Source organism: Roseibium sp. LAB1 (assembly GCF_054658235.1).
Map to the genome: position 1 here is coordinate 210979 of NZ_BAAGIB010000003.1, position 17025 is coordinate 228003.

Below are 17025 nucleotides of genomic sequence, written 5' to 3' on the forward strand. Positions count from 1 at the left end.
CTCGCCGGATGGCGAGCCTTTTTGCGTTCCAGTGTGCTAGCTAAGCCAGGCGGCTCAGCCGCGGTTCTGGCGATTGTCGATCAAATCGTCGACGACGGTCGGATCGGCCAGTGTGGAGGTGTCGCCCAGGCTGTCGAAGCTGTCCTCGGCGATCTTGCGCAGGATGCGGCGCATGATCTTGCCCGAGCGGGTTTTCGGCAGGCCAGGAGCGAACTGGATAAGGTCCGGAGAGGCAATCGGTCCGATTTCCGAGCGGACGTGCTTGACCAGTTCCTTCTTCAGCTCGTCAGTCGGCTCTTCGCCTTCCATCAGCGTGACATAGGCATAGATGCCCTGCCCCTTGATGTCGTGCGGATAGCCGACCACAGCGGCTTCGGAAACCTTCGGGTGCGCCACCAGTGCGCTCTCGACTTCCGCTGTACCCATTCGGTGACCGGACACGTTGATGACGTCATCTACGCGTCCCGTGATCCAGTAGTAGCCATCCTCGTCGCGGCGGCAGCCGTCGCCTGTGAAGTAGAGGCCCTTGTAGGTGGCGAAATAGGTCTGAACAAAACGCTCATGGTCGCCATAGACCGTGCGCATCTGACCCGGCCAGCTGTCCTTGATGACCAGATTGCCTTCCGTGGCGCCTTCCAGGAACTTGCCTTCCGCATCGACGATCGCCGGCTGAATGCCGAAGAAGGGCCGCGTGGCCGATCCCGGCTTGAGGTCCGTCGCCCCCGGCAGCGGGGTGATCAGGATACCGCCGGTCTCGGTCTGCCACCAGGTGTCGACAATCGGGCAGCGCTTGTCGCCAACCACATTGTAGTACCAGGTCCAGGCTTCCGGGTTGATCGGTTCGCCGACAGATCCCAAAAGACGCAGCGATTTGCGGGAGGTCTTTGTGACATGCTCGTCTCCGGCCCCCATCAGGGCGCGGATTGCGGTCGGTGCCGTGTAGAAGATGTTGACGTTGTGCTTGTCGCACACTTCCCAGAAGCGGCCCGGTCCTGGATAGGTAGGAACGCCCTCGAACATCAGCGTGGTTGCGCCATTGGCGAGCGGGCCATAGACGATGTAGCTGTGACCGGTCACCCAGCCCACATCCGCCGTACACCAGTAGATGTCGCCTTCGTGGTAATCGAAGACATATTCGTGGGTCATGGAGGCATAGACCAGATAGCCGCCCGTGGTGTGCATCACACCCTTCGGCTTGCCAGTCGATCCGGAAGTGTACAGGATGAAGAGCGGATCTTCCGCGTTCATTTCCGCCGGTTCGCAATGGTCGGAAACGCGGTCCGCCTCTTCGTGATACCAGACGTCGCGGCCGGCCTGCATGGCAATATCGCCGCCAGTGCGCTTGACCACGACGACGCTCTTAACCGGTGCCTTTTCGGCAGCCTTGTCGACATTGGCTTTCAGCGGCACCTTCCGGCCGCCGCGCAGACCCTCATCCGCGGTGATCACGCATTCAGAGGCGCAATCCTCGATACGCTGAGCAAGGCTGTCAGGTGAAAATCCGCCAAAGACGATGGAATGTACCGCGCCGATACGGGCGCAGGCCAGCATCGCATAGGCTGCTTCCGGGATCATCGGCAGATAGATGGTGACGCGGTCGCCTTTCTTGACGCCCTGACCATGCAGCACGTTGGCGAACTTGTTCACCTCGCGGTGCAGTTCCTTGTAGGTAATGACCTTGTGCTCGTTCGGGTCGTCGCCTTCCCAGATAATCGCAGGCTGGTCGCCGCGCTTTTCGAGATGGCGGTCGACACAGTTGGCCGATACGTTGAGTGTTCCGTCCTCGAACCATTTGATTGAAACGTTGTGATAGTCGTAGGAGGTGTTCTTCACCTTGGTGAAGGGCTTGATCCAGTCGACCCGCTTGCCGTGCTCGCCCCAGAAGCCGTCGGGGTCTTCCACAGACCGCTGATACATTTCCTGATATTTGGCATTGTCGACATGCGCCCGCGCGGCAACCTCCGCGGGAACGGGAAATACGGACTCAGTCATGTGAAACCTCCCAGAAACCACAATTGAACCTGCGGTAAGAAAGTTCTCTCTTCCGCGGTCCTGTTTTCCGGGGCCATTATGCGTATGGCCCCCCAAAGCGTCCAGAACCTAGACTTGGTACTTTAGTCGGCGAGTCTTTGGTCTATGGCAAGGCCCAAGACCTTCAATTTCGTACGGATTTATGCGTATTTTCAGGCATTGGCGTCAGCTCAGCCAGCCAATCAGGATACCCTGGACGAGCAACACCCCGAGCCAGTGTCCACCATCGATCAACGTCAGGTTCCAGGACTGTCCCTGAAAGCGGTGGTTGACGATCTGCGTGGTCATGACGATGCCGACCCAGATCATCAGCGCGGAGATGATCCCGTTCCTGACATCGGCGCCGCCGCTGTGGTAGATGACCCCCGCAAGGACGAAAGCCATGATGATCTGACAGAACAAGGCCGTGGCAAAGACTACCGGATCCGGCCTGGTCTGGTCCTTGGTCAACCCGGCGGCCTTCATCCAGGCCTTGCCCAGGATGCCGTACCAGAGCGCGCCAAACAGGAAAGAGGCAATGGCGGCCGCAGCAACCGCAATCAGGTTGATACCGTCGAACATCATTGCAGGTCTCTCCAGCTCATTTTTTTCTTGGCAATTCTGTCTACTTGCGACTTTTATCACACTTCGAGATTGCAAGCGTCTCTAAATTCAGCCGGTCTCGCCTATCTCCTTTCCGGATAAGGCTTTTTCGAAAAATCATTATAGGAGCCCAAGGTTTGATGCTCATTTCAAAGCGACCTGTGTTTCGACTGATAGGAGCCGCCCTTATTAGCGGCACGATGTTCACGATGTCCGCCTCAGCACAGACTGACGCGCCTTCAGATCTTCTTTTCGTCCTGGATTCCTCAAATTCCATGTGGGGTCAGATTGACGGCACCGCCAAGGCCGAAATTGCCCGGTCCGCGTTTGAAGGCTTTGTTGCCGACCTGCCTGACGGCACAATGGCCGGTGTGATGGCTTATGGTCACCGCCGCAAGGCAGACTGCGGCGATGTCGAGACGCTGGTGCCGGTCAGCGAGCTGGATCGCGCCAAGCTGGTGCAAAGCGTCAAGGCGCTTACACCGCGAGGCAAGACTCCGATCACGGAGACCCTGCGGCAAGCTGCGGAGCTTCTGGCGCAGAACGACAGGCCGGGGCGATTGATCCTGATCTCGGACGGCATCGAAACCTGTGGCGGTGATCCTTGCGCCCTCGCCGAGGCGCTTGCCAAGTCCGGTGTCGACTTCAAGGCCCATGTCATCGGCTTTGATATCGCTTCCAAGGCGGATCAGGCCAAGATTGCCTGTATCGCGCATCTGACGGGCGGAACCTACTGGAACGCCAGGGACGCGGACGGTCTTGCCGAAGCGCTCAAGGAAAGTGTTGCCGCAGTTAAGGAAAAAGCACCCCTGCCGGTCACGGTGCTGACGGCGTCTGACAAGGAAAGCGGCCAGCCTGTCACGGGGCCGGTGCAATGGACGATCGCAAGTGCCGATGACGAGACCGTGGTGGCATCCGGCATGACCGGCGGCAAGGTCGAAGTCGAGCTCGATCCGGGATCCTATGTGGTCAGCGCTGAACTCGGCGAAAAGGCAGGCGGTGCGACACTGGAAGTGTCCGACAAGGGCGGTCAGCAGACCGTTCTTCTCGACGGCAATCTTCCCGAGGCAAGCGTTAGGCCGGCCTCCAATGAGGCGCCTGCAACCTCGCTGCTGGAAGTTGCCTTCGAAGGTCCGGGTCTGGAGGGCGATTTCCTGCGTGTCGTAACTCCGGACGGAAATCGGCTCGAACGGGATCTCTGGACCTATGTGCGGGACGGCAATCCTGCCAAACTGGCCCTGCCAACCCAGCCGGGCGATTATGAAGTTGTCTATGTCTGGACCGAAGGCGGTGAGCGGGTGCTGGCCAAGGCAGCGGTCAAGGTGACCGAAGTCGAGGCAACCCTTACCTACGCACCGGAAGTCGCCGCCGGGAAGCCGGTCGAGATTGCCTTTGAAGGCCCGAACGGTCCCGAAGACTGGATCGGCGTTATCCCGAAGGATGGTACGGTTGATGAGTATCAGGGCCGCTGGGCGGGAACCGTCGACGGTTCGCCGGTCACCATTCAGGCACCGAGCGAAGCCGGAAACTACGAGGTCATCTACGTCACCGGCATCGATCAGACGATCCTGACACGGAAGCCGCTTACTGTTGGTGAAAGCGCCGCAACGCTGCAGGCCGACAGCGCGGTTGAGGCGTCTGCCAGGCTAAAGGTAACCTGGAGCGGTCCGAAGGGTGCCGACGACTGGATCGGCATCGCGCCCGTCGGCTCAGACGTTTCGGCCTATGTCACCTATGAACGGCCAGATGGCGACAGCGTCTTGATGATCGCACCGTTGACCCGGGGCAATTACGAGCTGCGTTACATTCTTTCGACATCCGACGGTTCGAAAATCCTGGCAAGCAAGCCGTTGCAGATTACCGACCCCGAGGTGACGCTGGAAGGACCATCGGAAGTTCCGGCCGCGACCTACATCAGTGTGAAGGCGAGCGGCCCGGCCAACAGCAGCAATTTCATCGGTTTTGCCGAACCGTCCCAGGACGCCTGGGGTACGGCGCCGGGGGCCTGGGAGATTGCGGACAACATTTCCAACGGTGTCGTGCAGGTGCGTACACCTGAAGAACCAGGCACTTATGAACTGCGCTTCGTCCTGTCTGCTGGTGATGCGGAAATCGCGGCACGGCAGACGGTGACGGTTAAATAGTCTCGCCAGGTATCATCGAAGACCGGGGCCCGCCGCTGCAAGGAGGCGGGCCTCGACACTTCCGGACCTATTGTTTCAACCAGACAGAAAGTGGACCGCAGGTCTCAAAACCGAGTTGCTGGTAGACCGGCAACACACTTGCATCACTTTCGTAGGTGCAGAGCGGCCGATCCGAAAATGGTTCCAGAAGATCGCACAAGGCGCTGTAGAGCCAGGTCTTGCGGCTGAAGACGTTGGAAACGCCAAGCACTTCCTTGCCGTCCAGCCTGGGTCCGTCATTGAAGACCGCGCCTGCCTTGATCTTGTCGTCCTTCACGATGGCGACGAAATCGATGGCTTTGCGTTCCAGCAGCCTGAGCGGAAAAACAGCATGGAGGCTTTCATTTTCGTCCCAGCCGTCCAGCCATTTTTTCAGGCTTTCCGAAGTCGCCACCTTGTGCCAGTGGGAGCCGACCGGCGTGCGTTTGGAACTCACGGGTGGCCGGAACAGCCAGGTGTCGGTAAAAAGTTTCTGAAAACCATGGGGAGCCAGATCCAGACTGTCGTAACTGTCCTTCACTCCGGCTCCCTCCGGCAAGGTGGACAGTGCGGAATAAAAGTCTGACCCCGGCTTCGGCGACAGAGTGACGATGTTCGGATAGAGCGGCAGTGTCTTGTCCCGTGCCCACCAGAACCCTGTATGAAATTCGGTTTTCGCGCCTGCAGACTTCAGGACCGCATCGCACCAGAGCGCGTTGTTCTGCGCGCAAGAATTCTGTCTGCCGGCAATCATTTGATCATCAATATCAGAAGCTTAAGCGTTCAGCCCACCCTTTTGGACGATGAAGTCTACCACGAATTCAACACCGTCACCCGCCTTCGTATTGGCGAATACAAATGGCCGGTCCTTGCGCATTTTCTTCGCGTCCCGGTCCATGACCTCAAGGTTGACGCCGACATAGGGCGCAAGGTCGGTCTTGTTGATGATCAGCAGGTCCGAGCGGGTGATGCCCGGCCCGCCCTTGCGGGGAATTTCCTCACCTGCGGCAACGTCGATTACATAGAGTGTCAAATCGGCGAGTTCTGGCGAGAAGGTCGCGGCCAGATTGTCACCGCCGGATTCAATCAGGATCAGGTCGAGATCCGGAATGCTTTTTGTCAGGTCGGCTACCGCCGCCAGGTTGATGGACGCGTCTTCACGAATTGCCGTGTGCGGGCAACCGCCGGTTTCCACACCGCGGATGCGATCGCTGGTCAGCGCCTGCGAGCGCATCAAGGCTTCGGCATCCTCGCTCGTGTAGATATCGTTGGTGATGACGGCGAGCGAGTAGCTGTCGCGCATGGCCTTGCACAGCTTGTCGGTCAGCGTGGTCTTGCCGGAACCGACGGGACCGCCGATGCCGACGCGCAATGGACCGTTTTGGGAAGTCATGAACGGAACAACCTCGAGTACTGGGTTTCATGTGCCATGGAGGCGATATCTGCAAGGAAAGTGGAGGTGCCGAGATCATCAAGACCTGAGGCTTCGGCTTCTTCCGCAATCTCGAATATGACCGGCTCCAGACCGGCCAGCACTTTCTGACCGTCGCTCTGGCCAAGCGGCACCACCCGCACGGCAACGGATATCAGGTTGGCGGCGAAAGCATGGAGGAAACAATGTAGCGCGGCATCCACCGGCAATCCATGAGCGGCGGCGGCCAGGCCAAGCACGACGGGATAGGGCCAGGACGTGTTTTCGTCAGTTGCCAAGGCGCGGAACAGGCGTGCGACTTGCGAATCGGCCGTCGGCATCCAGCTTTTGCAGATTGCCCCGAAAAAGGCACTGCCTTGCGCATTCGATTCCAGGTGCCGCTCTTTCGAGGGCTGCAGGGCCAGTCCCAGGTCCCGCAGTTCGCCGACGGCATCGCTGTCGCCGGCAAGGGCTGCCCGGTGGGTTTCCTTCAGCAGGATCGCGTCGCTTCTGCCTGCGCCAAAGCGGAGGATTTCCTGCAGCCATATACTGAGTTCCTGCGCATTGGCCACCCCGCCCTGCTCTATGACCTGTTCCAGACCGTGGCTGTAGGTAAAGGCGCCGATGGGAAAGGCCGGTGAGAGAAAAGCCTGCAAGCGGTAAAGCGCCTGGGGTGACAGGGGCAACCGGGGTTCAGTCATGGGAATGTCCGGAGTCGTGCCCGTGATTGAGGCTGTGACCGTGATGATGGTCGTGGGAGTGCCCGTGATCATGTCCATGGGTGCGGCCATGGCCGTAAGCGCCGCCTTCCGGATCGAAAGGGGCAGACAGCCTGGTCAGCCGGCCGCCGAGCTTTTCCACCATATCTTCAATCACATGGTCTCGACGGATCCGCAGGGTGCCGCCCATAAGCTGCGTGGGCAGGTGCCGGTTGCCAAGGTGCCAGGCGATCTTCACCAGGTGGGCGGTGTCGTCGGCGTGGATTTCCACCACCTCCTCGGGTTCGGCGAGAACCTCGACGAAGCGACCGTCTTCCAGCTCCAACCCGTCACCGTGGCGCAAATGGATCGCCATGGGCTCGTCCAGAAGGAAGGTCAGTCCGCCCGCACCGGTCAGGACAGCCCTGCGCCGATATCGGTCTTCGCGATCGAGCGTAACCCGATCGACGGCATCGCCGGTCCATTCATCGGCCTTGTGGATTTTTGCGACGCGGATCATGAGTCTTCCACCACTTTTGCCATCATGGCCTGGAAAGCGGGACGCTCCCTAAGGCGCTTGAAGTAATCGTAAACCGGTCCGTCCTTGGGCAGGTCGAACTTGGCGGCCAGAGCCCAGCCGGAGCAGTGTCCGACGATAATGTCGGCAATGGTGAAGGTTTCGCCCATGGCATAGGGGCCGTCACCGAGCAGAGCTTCCAGCGTTTTCAGGCCTTGTTCGAATTCAAGCCGGCAGACGTCCTTGACGGCAGGAACACGGACGTCTGCCGGGTGGATGAAGGTGTTCTTCGCGGCAGTCCACAGAGCACCTTCCAGAACATCGACACCGAATTGGGTGAAACTGTCCTGGCGGGCGCGATCCAGAGTGCCGGCCGGAAAGGTGAACCGGCCATGCTTGTCGGCCAGGTAGGTACAGATCGCGACGGAATCGGTGATGACGGCACCGCCATCGATCAGCACCGGGACCTTGCCACTCGGATTGAGCGACTTGACTGTGTCCGACTGCGGCAGAGCCGGGTCGATCTCGTAAGCCTCGCCCAGTTCTTCCAGCAGCCACATCACCCGCATAGCGCGGGTGCGTGGAAATCCGACGATCTTGTACATGACTTTCCTCTCCCGGCCTCTTCCGTGTAGCGCCTAGAACAGGAAGTAGCGCTGGGCCATGGGCAGAACGTCTGCCGGCTCGCAGGTCAGCAATTCACCGTCGGCACGAACCTCGTAGGTTTCCGGGTGCACTTCGATCTTGGGCATCATGTTGTTGTGGATCATGGACTTTTTCGAAATTCCACCACGGGTGTTCTTGACCGGAAGCACCAGGCTGTCGAGGCCCGCCTTGTGCTTTACGCCAGTGTCATAGGCCGCCTGTGACACGAAGGTGACGCGGCTGTGCGTCAGCATCTTGCCATAGGAGGCGAACATCGGCCGGTAATGCACCGGTTGCGGTGTCGGAATGGAGCCGTTCGGATCGCCCATCGGAGCGGTCGCGATTGAGCCGAGCTTCAGCACAAGTGCCGGCTTGATGCCGAAGAATTTCGGATCCCAGAGCACGAGATCGGCCAGTTTGCCGATTTCGACCGAGCCGATGTATTCGTCCAGGCCGTGAGCAATCGCCGGGTTGATGGTGGTCTTGGCGATGTAGCGTTTGACCCGGAAATTATCGTTTTCACCGGTTTCATCAGCAAGGCGGCCGCGTTGTACCTTCATCTTGTGCGCGGTCTGCATGGTGCGGATGATGATCTCGCCGACGCGGCCCATGGCCTGACTGTCGGAGGAAATGATCGAGAACGCGCCCATGTCGTGAAGAATGTCCTCCGCCGCAATGGTTTCCTTGCGGATGCGGCTTTCGGCGAAGGCAACGTCCTCCGGAATGTCCTTGTGCAGATGGTGGCAGACCATGAGCATGTCGAGATGCTCTTCCAGCGTATTGACCGTGTAGGGCCTGGTCGGATTGGTGGAGGACGGAATGACGTTCGGTTCACCAACCACCTTGATGATGTCGGGTGCGTGGCCGCCACCGGCCCCTTCCGTGTGGAAGGCATGGATGGTGCGGTTCTTGAACGCGGCGGTGGTGTTCTCGACAAAACCGGATTCGTTCAAGGTGTCGGTGTGGATCATTACCTGGACGTCGTATTCATCGGCAACCGACAGGCAGTTGTCGATGGTCGCCGGTGTGGAGCCCCAGTCTTCGTGGATCTTCAGGGCTGCCGCCCCCGCCATCACCTGCTCTTCCAATGCGGCGGGCAGTGACGCGTTGCCCTTGCCGGCGAAGATAAGGTTCATCGGAAAACTGTCGGCGGCCTGAAGCATCCGCGTGATGTGCCAGGGGCCGGGTGTGCAGGTGGTCGCATTCGTACCGGTGGCCGGGCCGGTGCCGCCGCCGATCATGGTGGTCACGCCGGAGCACAGGGCTTCGTCGACCTGTTGCGGGCAGATGAAGTGGATATGGGCGTCGATCGAGCCCGCGGTGAGGATCTTGCCCTCCCCGGCAATTGCCTCCGTGCCGGGACCGACGATGATATCGACACCATTCTGGACATCCGGGTTGCCGGCCTTGCCAATACCGACGATCCGGCCGTCCCTCAGGCCGACATCGGCTTTGACGATGCCCCAGTGGTCAATGATCAGGACGTTTGTGATGACCGTGTCGACCGCTCCGGCGGAACGCGGTGCCTGGGACTGGCCCATGCCGTCGCGGATGACCTTGCCGCCACCGAATTTCACTTCATCGCCATAGGTGGTGAAATCCTTCTCCACCTCGACGATGAGATCGGTGTCCGCAAGGCGCAGCCTGTCGCCGGTTGTCGGTCCGAACATGTCCGCATAAGCGGCGCGGGGCATCTTGTAGGCCATATCTAGTCTCCAATCGGCGATCAGAAATCGGTGTGTTTAATTCGCGTAGTCCTCGACCGTCGCATCCAGATCCTCGGTGCGTTTCATGGTGAGGACGATCAGGCAGTTCCGGTACAATTCGTTGCCGCGTGTGCCTCCCTTGAAGGGAAAGCTGTAAGCGGTGCAATCCTTGTCGGCATAGGTCTTCCAGGCGGTCTGGGCGTCATCGAGGCTGGCCGGTGCACCTTTCAGGTGGTCCGGCAATTCGGCATCGATCTCGACCAGCACGGCGCGCAGGCGGTCGAAGGCTTCCTTCATGCGCGCGTCTGCGTCCTGAAGGGCCTTGTCGGCGCAAAAAGTGCGTTCGGCATTGGTCAGCGGATAGCCGCAGTCGATGTTGTCCCTGACCTTGTCTTCCTCGGCGTTTGCCGTGCCGGCGGCGGCCAGAAACAGAACGATCGCAGGAAGGGTCAGGCCGCGCACAAGCATCAATTTCCCAGGCCTTCGTCAAGCTGTCTCAACTCGTCAATGCGATTGCGGGTCAGGTCGGCGCGGCAGCCATAAACCAGCATCGGCTCCAGGGTTCCGCCACGGGCCAGAAAACCGTAGGCATCACAAGCCTTGTCGCGATAGGGAATCCAGGCACGCTGGGCTTCGCGCAACGTCTCAACCGCCCCTTTCAGCCCGTCGGGCAGATAGGCGTCGGTCTCCTTCATCTTTTCCATCGCGGATTTGTAGGCGGCGTTCAGTTCCGCATCCGCCTTCAGCCAGTCGAGGTTGGCACACTGGGTCATTTCCGACTGCGTCATGGCAGTTTCGCAGTTCAGGGTGTCCTGCGCACCGACCTGTCCGGCCAGCAGGACGCCGAGCCCGACCAGCCATGGCGCGAGAAATGATGCAGGACCGCTCACAGCTCGCCCATGACCTTCTGGTTGAAGCCGTAGACCGTGCGGCTGCCGCGATAGGGTACCAGCGTCACGGATCTGGACTGGCCGGGTTCGAAACGCACGGCGGTGCCGGCGGGAATATCCAGGCGCATGCCGCGTGTCTTGTCGCGGTCGAAGGACAGGCCTTCGTTGGTTTCGAAGAAGTGATAGTGGCTGCCCACCTGAATCGGCCGGTCGCCGGTATTGGCAACTTCCACCGACACTGTCTCAAGTCCTGCGTTCAGTTCGATCTCGCCGTCGGCGGGAAACAGTTCTCCGGGGATCATGATCGTCTCCTTGGAAATTGCGGTCAGCGGATCGGCTCGTGCACGGTCACGAGCTTGGTACCGTCGGGAAAGGTCGCCTCGACCTGAACATCGTGGATCATCTCGGATACGCCTTCCATCACCTGGTCGCGGGTCAGCACCTTGGCTCCCGCCGACATCAGGTCGGCAACGGTGCGCCCGTCCCGGGCACCTTCAACAACGAAATCGGTGATCAGGGCGACGGCTTCCGGGTGATTCAGCTTCACGCCTCGTTCCAGGCGGCGTCGGGCGACCATCGCAGCCATGGATATGAGCAACTTGTCCTTTTCGCGGGGCGTCAGGTTCATGAAAGAAAGTCCTCCAAATCAGCAGTACCAGACGCGCGGCAGCGCCGTCATTCGGTATCCGGTGAGAAACGACATCAGGGCCGTGCGCAAGCCGCGGCCATCATTGGACACAAACCGGGAGATCAGCAAGCCGTTCCAGGCACTGGCAGCGGCCTGGGCGGTCCCGTCCGGCAGGGTTTCGATCAGCTCACGTGCCCTGGCAAGCCGGTCTTCGGCATCGGCAGAGCAGTCGACAAAGGTTGCCGCGGCCAGGGCGCCCGAAGCCGTGGCCGGACCGGTCAGCGCCTTGACCGGATCGCCATCCAGCCGGATATCGTCGGCAAAAACCAGGCGCCCGTCCCTACGGATGCGCCAGCTGTCCCGGTAGAAAACGGATTTGACCTGCTCGCCCATTGCCTTGCGGCCGAGGACGAAGGATTCGACCATCATCAGCCTTGCATCGCGTTCCAGGTCCGCCTGCAGGGTGCGGCGGAGGCTCGACGCATCGAAAAGGATGGTTTCCTGGGGCAGCCACTCCAGCGTCGCACCGGCTCCAACGGTGAACTGCCCCGTCACACGGGCAGTGCCGCCAGGGCTGCGATAGGCGCGTTCGGCGGTCTGGCTGGTCACAATCACGTGTACACCAGCGTCGGCGCCAACTTCATAGTCGAGCTGATCGCCCCCGGTCAGGCCGCCGGCGGTGTTGATGAGAACGGCAGTGGCGGGGGTGTCATAGACTTTCGGCAGGCGGACCTTGGCCGACCCGCTCTGGTAAAGGTCGGACAGGCGGGTTTTGCCGTCCGCCGCAGAAAAACGCACTTTGCCGATGCCTTTCACGCGCTGCAGGACTACGGCTTTCCCGCCCGTTTCTGATGCCAGGTCAGCATCATACATCGCTTGACCGCCCCCCCTGCGGGCTTATTCTGTCCTTGTTATTTTTCACATCTGTTCAAATTGGTCCAGACCGACGCCGGGCCGCAATAGGCAATATGCCCTCGGCAATCTTAGCAAGAGCCGGGCCAAGGCCGGTAATCGGAAAGGCAGGACCAAGCCGGCGCAAAAAAGGCCCTGTTTCCCGAAGCTTATCAACGTCTGCTCGCAAAAGTTGCTCAAAAATAAGGCAATTGCAAGAAAGTTTGGCGTGGAGCGGATCTGAGGAAGGGCTTGCCCTTGTCGTCATGTTCCGGTTTTTTAAGAGAACAGCAGCTATTCATTCTGCTTCTGCCCAAGTGCGACGTGTCATCCGGTGGATGACGAGCGAGGGAAACCGTGTTTTTAAGCCCGATTGGCCGCCTGACATCCGTTTGTCTGATCGTAACCGTTCTCGCAATGAGTCTGGCCATGAGCCAGGCTCGGGCGGATATAGGAGCCTATGTCCTCATCGACGCGAGTTCCGGTGCCGTGATCGATCAGGAAAATGCAACTCGCAAGTGGTACCCGGCCTCGCTCACCAAGCTGATGACCGCCTATGTCACCTTCAAGGCCATCCGTGAAGGCCGTGCGTCGCTCGACAGCGCTGTCGTCCAATCCAAGAACTCGGCCGCCGAACCGCCCAGCAAGATGGGGTTCAAGGTCGGGACGCGGTTCACTGTCGACACGGCCCTCAAGATCATCCTCATCAAGTCCGCCAACGATGTCGCGGTCGCCCTGGGTGAATCCATAGGTGGATCTGAAGCGGGCTTCATTGCCATGATGAACGCGGAAGCCAGGCGCCTTGGCATGACCAACACCCGATTTTACAATCCGCACGGTCTGCCGGACAACCGGCAGGTGACCACGGCACGAGACCTTGCCATTCTGGCGCTTGCGCTGCGCCGGGACTTTCCGGAATCCCGGAACTACTATGACCATCCCGGCATCCGCTTCGGCAAGAAGACCCTGCGGTCGGCCAATCGGGAGTTCCTGCTGCGCGTGCCCGGCGCCAATGGCATGAAGACCGGGTATATCTGCAATTCCGGGTACAATGTTGCTGCCTCCGCTACGCGCGGCAACAAGACCTTGATCGCGATTATCCTTGGTGCGGGTTCCGGACTCGAGCGAACCGCATTTGCACGCCAGCTTTTTGACGAGGGGTTCCGCAAACGCGGTGGACGGAGCATCACGAGCCTTTCGGGAACCTCCGGCAATCCGCCGGCCGATGGGTATTGCCGGCGCAACAAGAGCCCGGGTCCCAAGGGCTACATGGCCCGGTTCGACATGGAAAAGGAAAAGCAGGGCGGGTTCCTGTTCTTCGCCAAGGCCAACAAGTCCGATGAGGACAAGCTCGACGACAGCGGTTTCAAGCTGTCCAACGGCAAACCGGACTGGGCAAAAATCCTTGACCGTACGCTCGGCCCTCGCCGGATTGCCTACCGCCCGCTGGATGTCGGCCTTGGCAACCCGAAAGGGTCGCCTTCCGTCAGCCCGGGCACCGTTCCCGCCGGCGCCGCCAGCGAAGCCGTCGCAGCCATCGCGGGCGAAGATATTGCCGCGGAAGACGTACCGATTCCGGTCGCCAATCCCGTGCGGCGCGCGGAAAATAAAATCCGTGCGAAAATGCAGCTGACGGCCGATGCCAAAGCGGCGGGCGCGATCCCGCAGGGCGGCGAAGCCGCGCCGCGTCCGGGTGCCGCGGTCGAACTGTCCAAGACCTCACCCGGATCTATCTTCCGCAAGGGCCTGGATTTCACCGTTCCGGTTCCCGCGCCAAGTCCCCGCAAGTAAATCGATATCAAGATCTTTGGCGGTGCCGATGATGTCGCTGTGCGGTTAACGGGATTAACTTTTTATTTACGCTACTCCTTAACACTGCAGTAAGCATTTTTCTGGCAAAGGCGTGCTCTTCGCCGGATATCAAAATGCCACTGCGGCACAGAATATGCCGGTCCAACAGGTCGAGAGATCGCATGATGATTGAACCGAGATCCACCGCCACAATCCGGGCTCTTGCCAGCCTTGCGGAGCTTTCCGCCAATCAACTGGAGGAAGGGGTTTCGGTCGACCATGTGATCGAAACCTTGCGCAAGGCAGCCGAAGCCGTGCGGCTTGTGGTCGATGTCGAGGCGGAAGACGACCTCGACGACTTCACATTCGAGGCTGAAGCCGAGAGCGAAGCCGACGCGGAAGTCGCTGAAACGGATATCGTCCAGGATCTGACTCCGATGAATCTGTCGGAGGATGAGGCTGACAAGAAAATTGTCGCGATGGACAAGAAGGACGCGGAAGCCGCTTCCGAAGACGAAGACGCGGTCGTTCTCAACACGGGCTGATTCGGCGCCAAGCGGACCTTTTCCAATCGAAGAAGCCAACGCGGCGGGAGCAGCATTTGCGCTGACCCGCCTTTCTGCCTATGTGTCTGCGGAAAGTCCGCCGGTTCCGACCCAAGGTCGGCGGACGCAGATGGAGACATACCATGGCCTCGCCGACACCGGTTTCCGAAGGACAAAAACCCAAGGGTCCGAAGCCCCCTATTCCCCTGTCCGTGCTGACCGGCTTTCTGGGGTCCGGCAAGACAACGCTGCTCAACCGGATCCTGAAGGATCCGTCGATGGCGGACACGGCGGTCATCATCAACGAATTCGGCGAGATCGGGCTGGACCACCTGTTTGTCGATCAGGCAGGCGATGGCATCGTGGAGCTTGCCTCCGGCTGTCTGTGCTGCACCATTCGCGGCGATCTTGTCACCACACTGGAAAACCTTCTGCGCAGGTTGGACAACGGCCGGATGGACCGGCTCAACCGGGTGATCATCGAGACCACGGGTCTGGCGGATCCGGCGCCGATCCTGCACACGGTCATGCTGCATCCCTATCTGGTGATGCGCTACCGGCTCGACAGCGTGATCACGCTGGTGGATGCGGTCAACGGCCTGTCGACGCTCGACAATCACGAAGAAGCACGCAAGCAGGCAGCCGTCGCCGACCGCCTGGTCTTCACCAAGACCGATCTGGTCCAGGACGATGACGCCGGTGCGTCTTTCGAGGCGCTCAAGCAGCGCTTGCAACAGCTCAACCCGGGCGCCCGCCGTCTGGACGTGCAAGCAAATGATGCGACAGTAGAAAACCTCTTCAACGCCGGCCTTTACGATCCGAAGAGCAAGATCCCGGACGTTGCCGCCTGGCTGAACGCCGAAGCCTATGAAGACCAGAAGCATGACCTTCACCATGGTCACGATCATTCGCATGGTCATTCGCACGGGCATCACCATGACCACAATCACGACCATGCCCATGATGTGAATCGGCACAGCGATTCCATCCGGGCCTTTACCCTGTCAACGGATCGTCCGGTGCCGGCCTCCGCACTTGAAATGTTTCTGGATCTGCTGCGCTCGGCACACGGCCCGAAGCTGCTTCGGGTCAAGGGCATCGTGCAACTGGCCGAGGATCCTGAGCGGCCGGTGGTAATCCACGGCGTCCAGCACGTTTTCCATCCGCCTGCGACGCTTGAAGCCTGGCCCGATCAGGACCGGCGAACCCGTATGGTGTTCATCACCAAGGATCTGCCGGAAGGTTTCGTGCGGCGCATGTTCGAGGCGTTTTCAGGTGCCTTGCTGCCCGACACGCCGGATCACCAGGCTTTGACGGACAATCCGTTGGCGGTGTCGGGTTTTACCAGTCCGGTGAGGTAGGCGGCAGACCGGTGACAAGGCGAGTCCTTGATCTCTCAAAAACCTCATCCTGAGGAAGCGCATAGCGCTGTCTCGAAGGATGGGCCACTTGTTCCTGAGGGTGCCGCCCATCCTTCGAGACGCGCCTGATGGCTCTCCTCAGGATGAGGTAGCAAGTGAGAGGCGAGTTGGTAAAACTTCAGGAAACTCAATCCTTCTTGCGCAGGCGGATCAGACCTTCCTGGGCGGTCGAGGCGATAAGGACACCGTCCCTTGTGAACAGCGATCCGCGGTTCATGCCGCGCGAGCCGGAGGACGATGTGCTGTCGGTGGCATAAAGCAGCCAGTCGTCAGCGCGGAAAGGACGGTGAAACCACATGGCATGGTCCAGGCTGGCGGCCTGGATCTTCGGGCTGAAGACGGACGTGCCATGGGGAAACAGTGACGTGTCCAGAAGGGTCATGTCGGAGGCGTAGGCGAGGACACACTGGTGCATGCGCTCGTCATCCGGCAGCGGGCCTGTTGCCCGCACCCACACATACTGCTGCGGCGGCAGCGGTTTTTTGCTGAAATAATGCGTCATGTCGACCGGACGCATTTCGATCGGCCGTTCACGCTCCCAGTAGTTGCGGATGTTCTCCGGGGCCATCGACAGGAATTTTTCCTTCAGTTCCTGTTCGCTGGGCAGATCTTCAGGTGTCGGAACGTCCGGCATGTCGATCTGGTGCTCCAGCCCCTCTTCCCTGACCTGGAAGGACGCGGACATGGAAAAGATCGCTTCGCCGTGCTGGATCGCAACGACACGCCGGGTGGTAAAGCTGCCACCGTCGCGGATACGGTCGACTTCGTAGATAATGGGCACCGACGGATCGCCGGGTCTCAGGAAGTAGCCGTGGAGGGAATGCACGTGGCGGTCTTCCACGACAGTTCGCGAGGCAGCAACCAGTGCCTGGCCGATGACCTGTCCGCCAAATACGCGTTGCCAGCCGACCTGAGGGCTGCGACCACGGAACAGGTTGCGTTCCAGCGGTTCCAGGTCGAGAATCTGGAGAAGACTATCAATGGCCGTGTTCATCGGCGCGATCCCTGTTAGATAGACGGCAGGTGATTTGGTTAGAGGCTTGAGGCCTCGGCACCGCACTCTTGGACGGCAGTTGACGTTAAAGTCAAGATGCCTTTAGGGAAACT

The 17025-nt window shown here is 60.0% G+C and carries 18 protein-coding genes; 4 read left to right on the plus strand and 14 right to left on the minus strand.

What is annotated here, in order from left to right:
• Positions 1-54: 54 nt before the first annotated feature.
• Together acs and ACYQ54_RS18890 are read right to left on the minus strand one after the other, a co-directional pair.
• Positions 55-1992: an acetate--CoA ligase gene (gene acs / locus ACYQ54_RS18885; RefSeq protein ID WP_460085373.1), complete on the minus strand. Its 1938-nt coding sequence runs from the start codon at positions 1990-1992 to the stop codon at positions 55-57.
• Between the two features lie 204 nt (positions 1993-2196).
• The gene (locus ACYQ54_RS18890; protein ID WP_460085376.1) at positions 2197-2595 is read right to left on the minus strand and encodes a DUF1761 domain-containing protein; all 399 of its coding nucleotides are present in this window, start codon (positions 2593-2595) and stop codon (positions 2197-2199) included.
• 227 nt (positions 2596-2822) lie between these two features.
• On the opposite strand from ACYQ54_RS18890, the gene ACYQ54_RS18895 reads away from it, so the two are divergent.
• Positions 2823-4757 (plus strand): VWA domain-containing protein, encoded by a 1935-nt coding sequence (locus ACYQ54_RS18895; protein ID WP_460085378.1) that lies wholly within the window; start codon positions 2823-2825, stop codon positions 4755-4757.
• Between the two features lie 67 nt (positions 4758-4824).
• On the opposite strand, the gene ACYQ54_RS18900 is transcribed toward ACYQ54_RS18895, so the two are convergent.
• The 11 genes from ACYQ54_RS18900 to ACYQ54_RS18950 are packed head-to-tail and all read right to left on the minus strand — an operon-like array spanning position 4825 to position 12143.
• A complete protein-coding gene (locus ACYQ54_RS18900) occupies positions 4825-5529 on the minus strand; it encodes a hypothetical protein (RefSeq protein WP_460085381.1) in 705 nt (234 codons plus the stop codon).
• A gap of 21 nt (positions 5530-5550) precedes the next feature.
• Positions 5551-6168 (minus strand): urease accessory protein UreG, encoded by a 618-nt coding sequence (gene ureG, locus ACYQ54_RS18905; RefSeq protein ID WP_460085383.1) that lies wholly within the window; start codon positions 6166-6168, stop codon positions 5551-5553.
• Positions 6165-6887 carry an urease accessory protein UreF gene (locus tag ACYQ54_RS18910; protein WP_460085386.1) on the minus strand — a complete coding sequence of 241 codons (723 nt, stop codon included), beginning with the start codon at positions 6885-6887 and terminating at the stop codon, positions 6165-6167. Before ACYQ54_RS18910 ends, ureG begins: the two co-directional genes overlap by 4 nt.
• Entirely contained in the window at positions 6880-7404 is a 525-nt protein-coding gene (locus ACYQ54_RS18915; protein ID WP_460085388.1) for an urease accessory protein UreE, read from the minus strand. The genes ACYQ54_RS18910 and ACYQ54_RS18915 overlap by 8 nt, the downstream gene beginning before the upstream one ends.
• Positions 7401-8006 (minus strand): glutathione S-transferase family protein, encoded by a 606-nt coding sequence (locus ACYQ54_RS18920; protein ID WP_460085391.1) that lies wholly within the window; start codon positions 8004-8006, stop codon positions 7401-7403. The genes ACYQ54_RS18915 and ACYQ54_RS18920 overlap by 4 nt, the downstream gene beginning before the upstream one ends.
• Positions 8007-8039: 33 nt before the next feature.
• Positions 8040-9752, minus strand: a complete 1713-nt coding sequence (gene ureC, locus ACYQ54_RS18925; protein WP_460085393.1) for an urease subunit alpha — start codon at positions 9750-9752, stop codon at positions 8040-8042.
• A gap of 36 nt (positions 9753-9788) precedes the next feature.
• Positions 9789-10220, minus strand: a complete 432-nt coding sequence (locus tag ACYQ54_RS18930; protein WP_460085396.1) for a lysozyme inhibitor LprI family protein — start codon at positions 10218-10220, stop codon at positions 9789-9791.
• The gene (locus ACYQ54_RS18935) at positions 10220-10642 is read right to left on the minus strand and encodes a lysozyme inhibitor LprI family protein (RefSeq protein ID WP_460085399.1); all 423 of its coding nucleotides are present in this window, start codon (positions 10640-10642) and stop codon (positions 10220-10222) included. Before ACYQ54_RS18935 ends, ACYQ54_RS18930 begins: the two co-directional genes overlap by 1 nt.
• Complete coding sequence (locus ACYQ54_RS18940) at positions 10639-10944, minus strand: urease subunit beta (RefSeq protein ID WP_460085401.1); 306 nt, start codon at positions 10942-10944, stop codon at positions 10639-10641. Before ACYQ54_RS18940 ends, ACYQ54_RS18935 begins: the two co-directional genes overlap by 4 nt.
• A gap of 23 nt (positions 10945-10967) precedes the next feature.
• Entirely contained in the window at positions 10968-11270 is a 303-nt protein-coding gene (locus ACYQ54_RS18945; protein WP_006936842.1) for an urease subunit gamma, read from the minus strand.
• Positions 11271-11288: 18 nt separating this feature from the next.
• A complete protein-coding gene (locus ACYQ54_RS18950) occupies positions 11289-12143 on the minus strand; it encodes an urease accessory protein UreD (RefSeq protein ID WP_460085404.1) in 855 nt (284 codons plus the stop codon).
• A 447-nt stretch (positions 12144-12590) separates the two neighbouring features.
• Here ACYQ54_RS18950 and ACYQ54_RS18955 point away from each other — a divergent pair, with 447 nt between their 5' ends.
• The 3 genes from ACYQ54_RS18955 (at position 12591) to ACYQ54_RS18965 (ending at position 15858) form a co-directional block, all read left to right on the plus strand.
• Positions 12591-13952, plus strand: a complete 1362-nt coding sequence (locus tag ACYQ54_RS18955; RefSeq protein ID WP_460085407.1) for a D-alanyl-D-alanine carboxypeptidase family protein — start codon at positions 12591-12593, stop codon at positions 13950-13952.
• Positions 13953-14137: 185 nt separating this feature from the next.
• Positions 14138-14497 carry a hypothetical protein gene (locus ACYQ54_RS18960; RefSeq protein ID WP_460085410.1) on the plus strand — a complete coding sequence of 120 codons (360 nt, stop codon included), beginning with the start codon at positions 14138-14140 and terminating at the stop codon, positions 14495-14497.
• A gap of 143 nt (positions 14498-14640) precedes the next feature.
• The gene (locus ACYQ54_RS18965) at positions 14641-15858 is read left to right on the plus strand and encodes a CobW family GTP-binding protein (RefSeq protein WP_460085412.1); all 1218 of its coding nucleotides are present in this window, start codon (positions 14641-14643) and stop codon (positions 15856-15858) included.
• A gap of 187 nt (positions 15859-16045) precedes the next feature.
• Here the strand turns inward: ACYQ54_RS18965 and tesB are convergent, their stop codons facing one another.
• On the minus strand, positions 16046-16912 hold the full coding sequence (gene tesB / locus ACYQ54_RS18970; RefSeq protein ID WP_460085415.1) for an acyl-CoA thioesterase II: 867 nt from the start codon (positions 16910-16912) through the stop codon (positions 16046-16048).
• Positions 16913-17025: the final 113 nt, after the last annotated feature.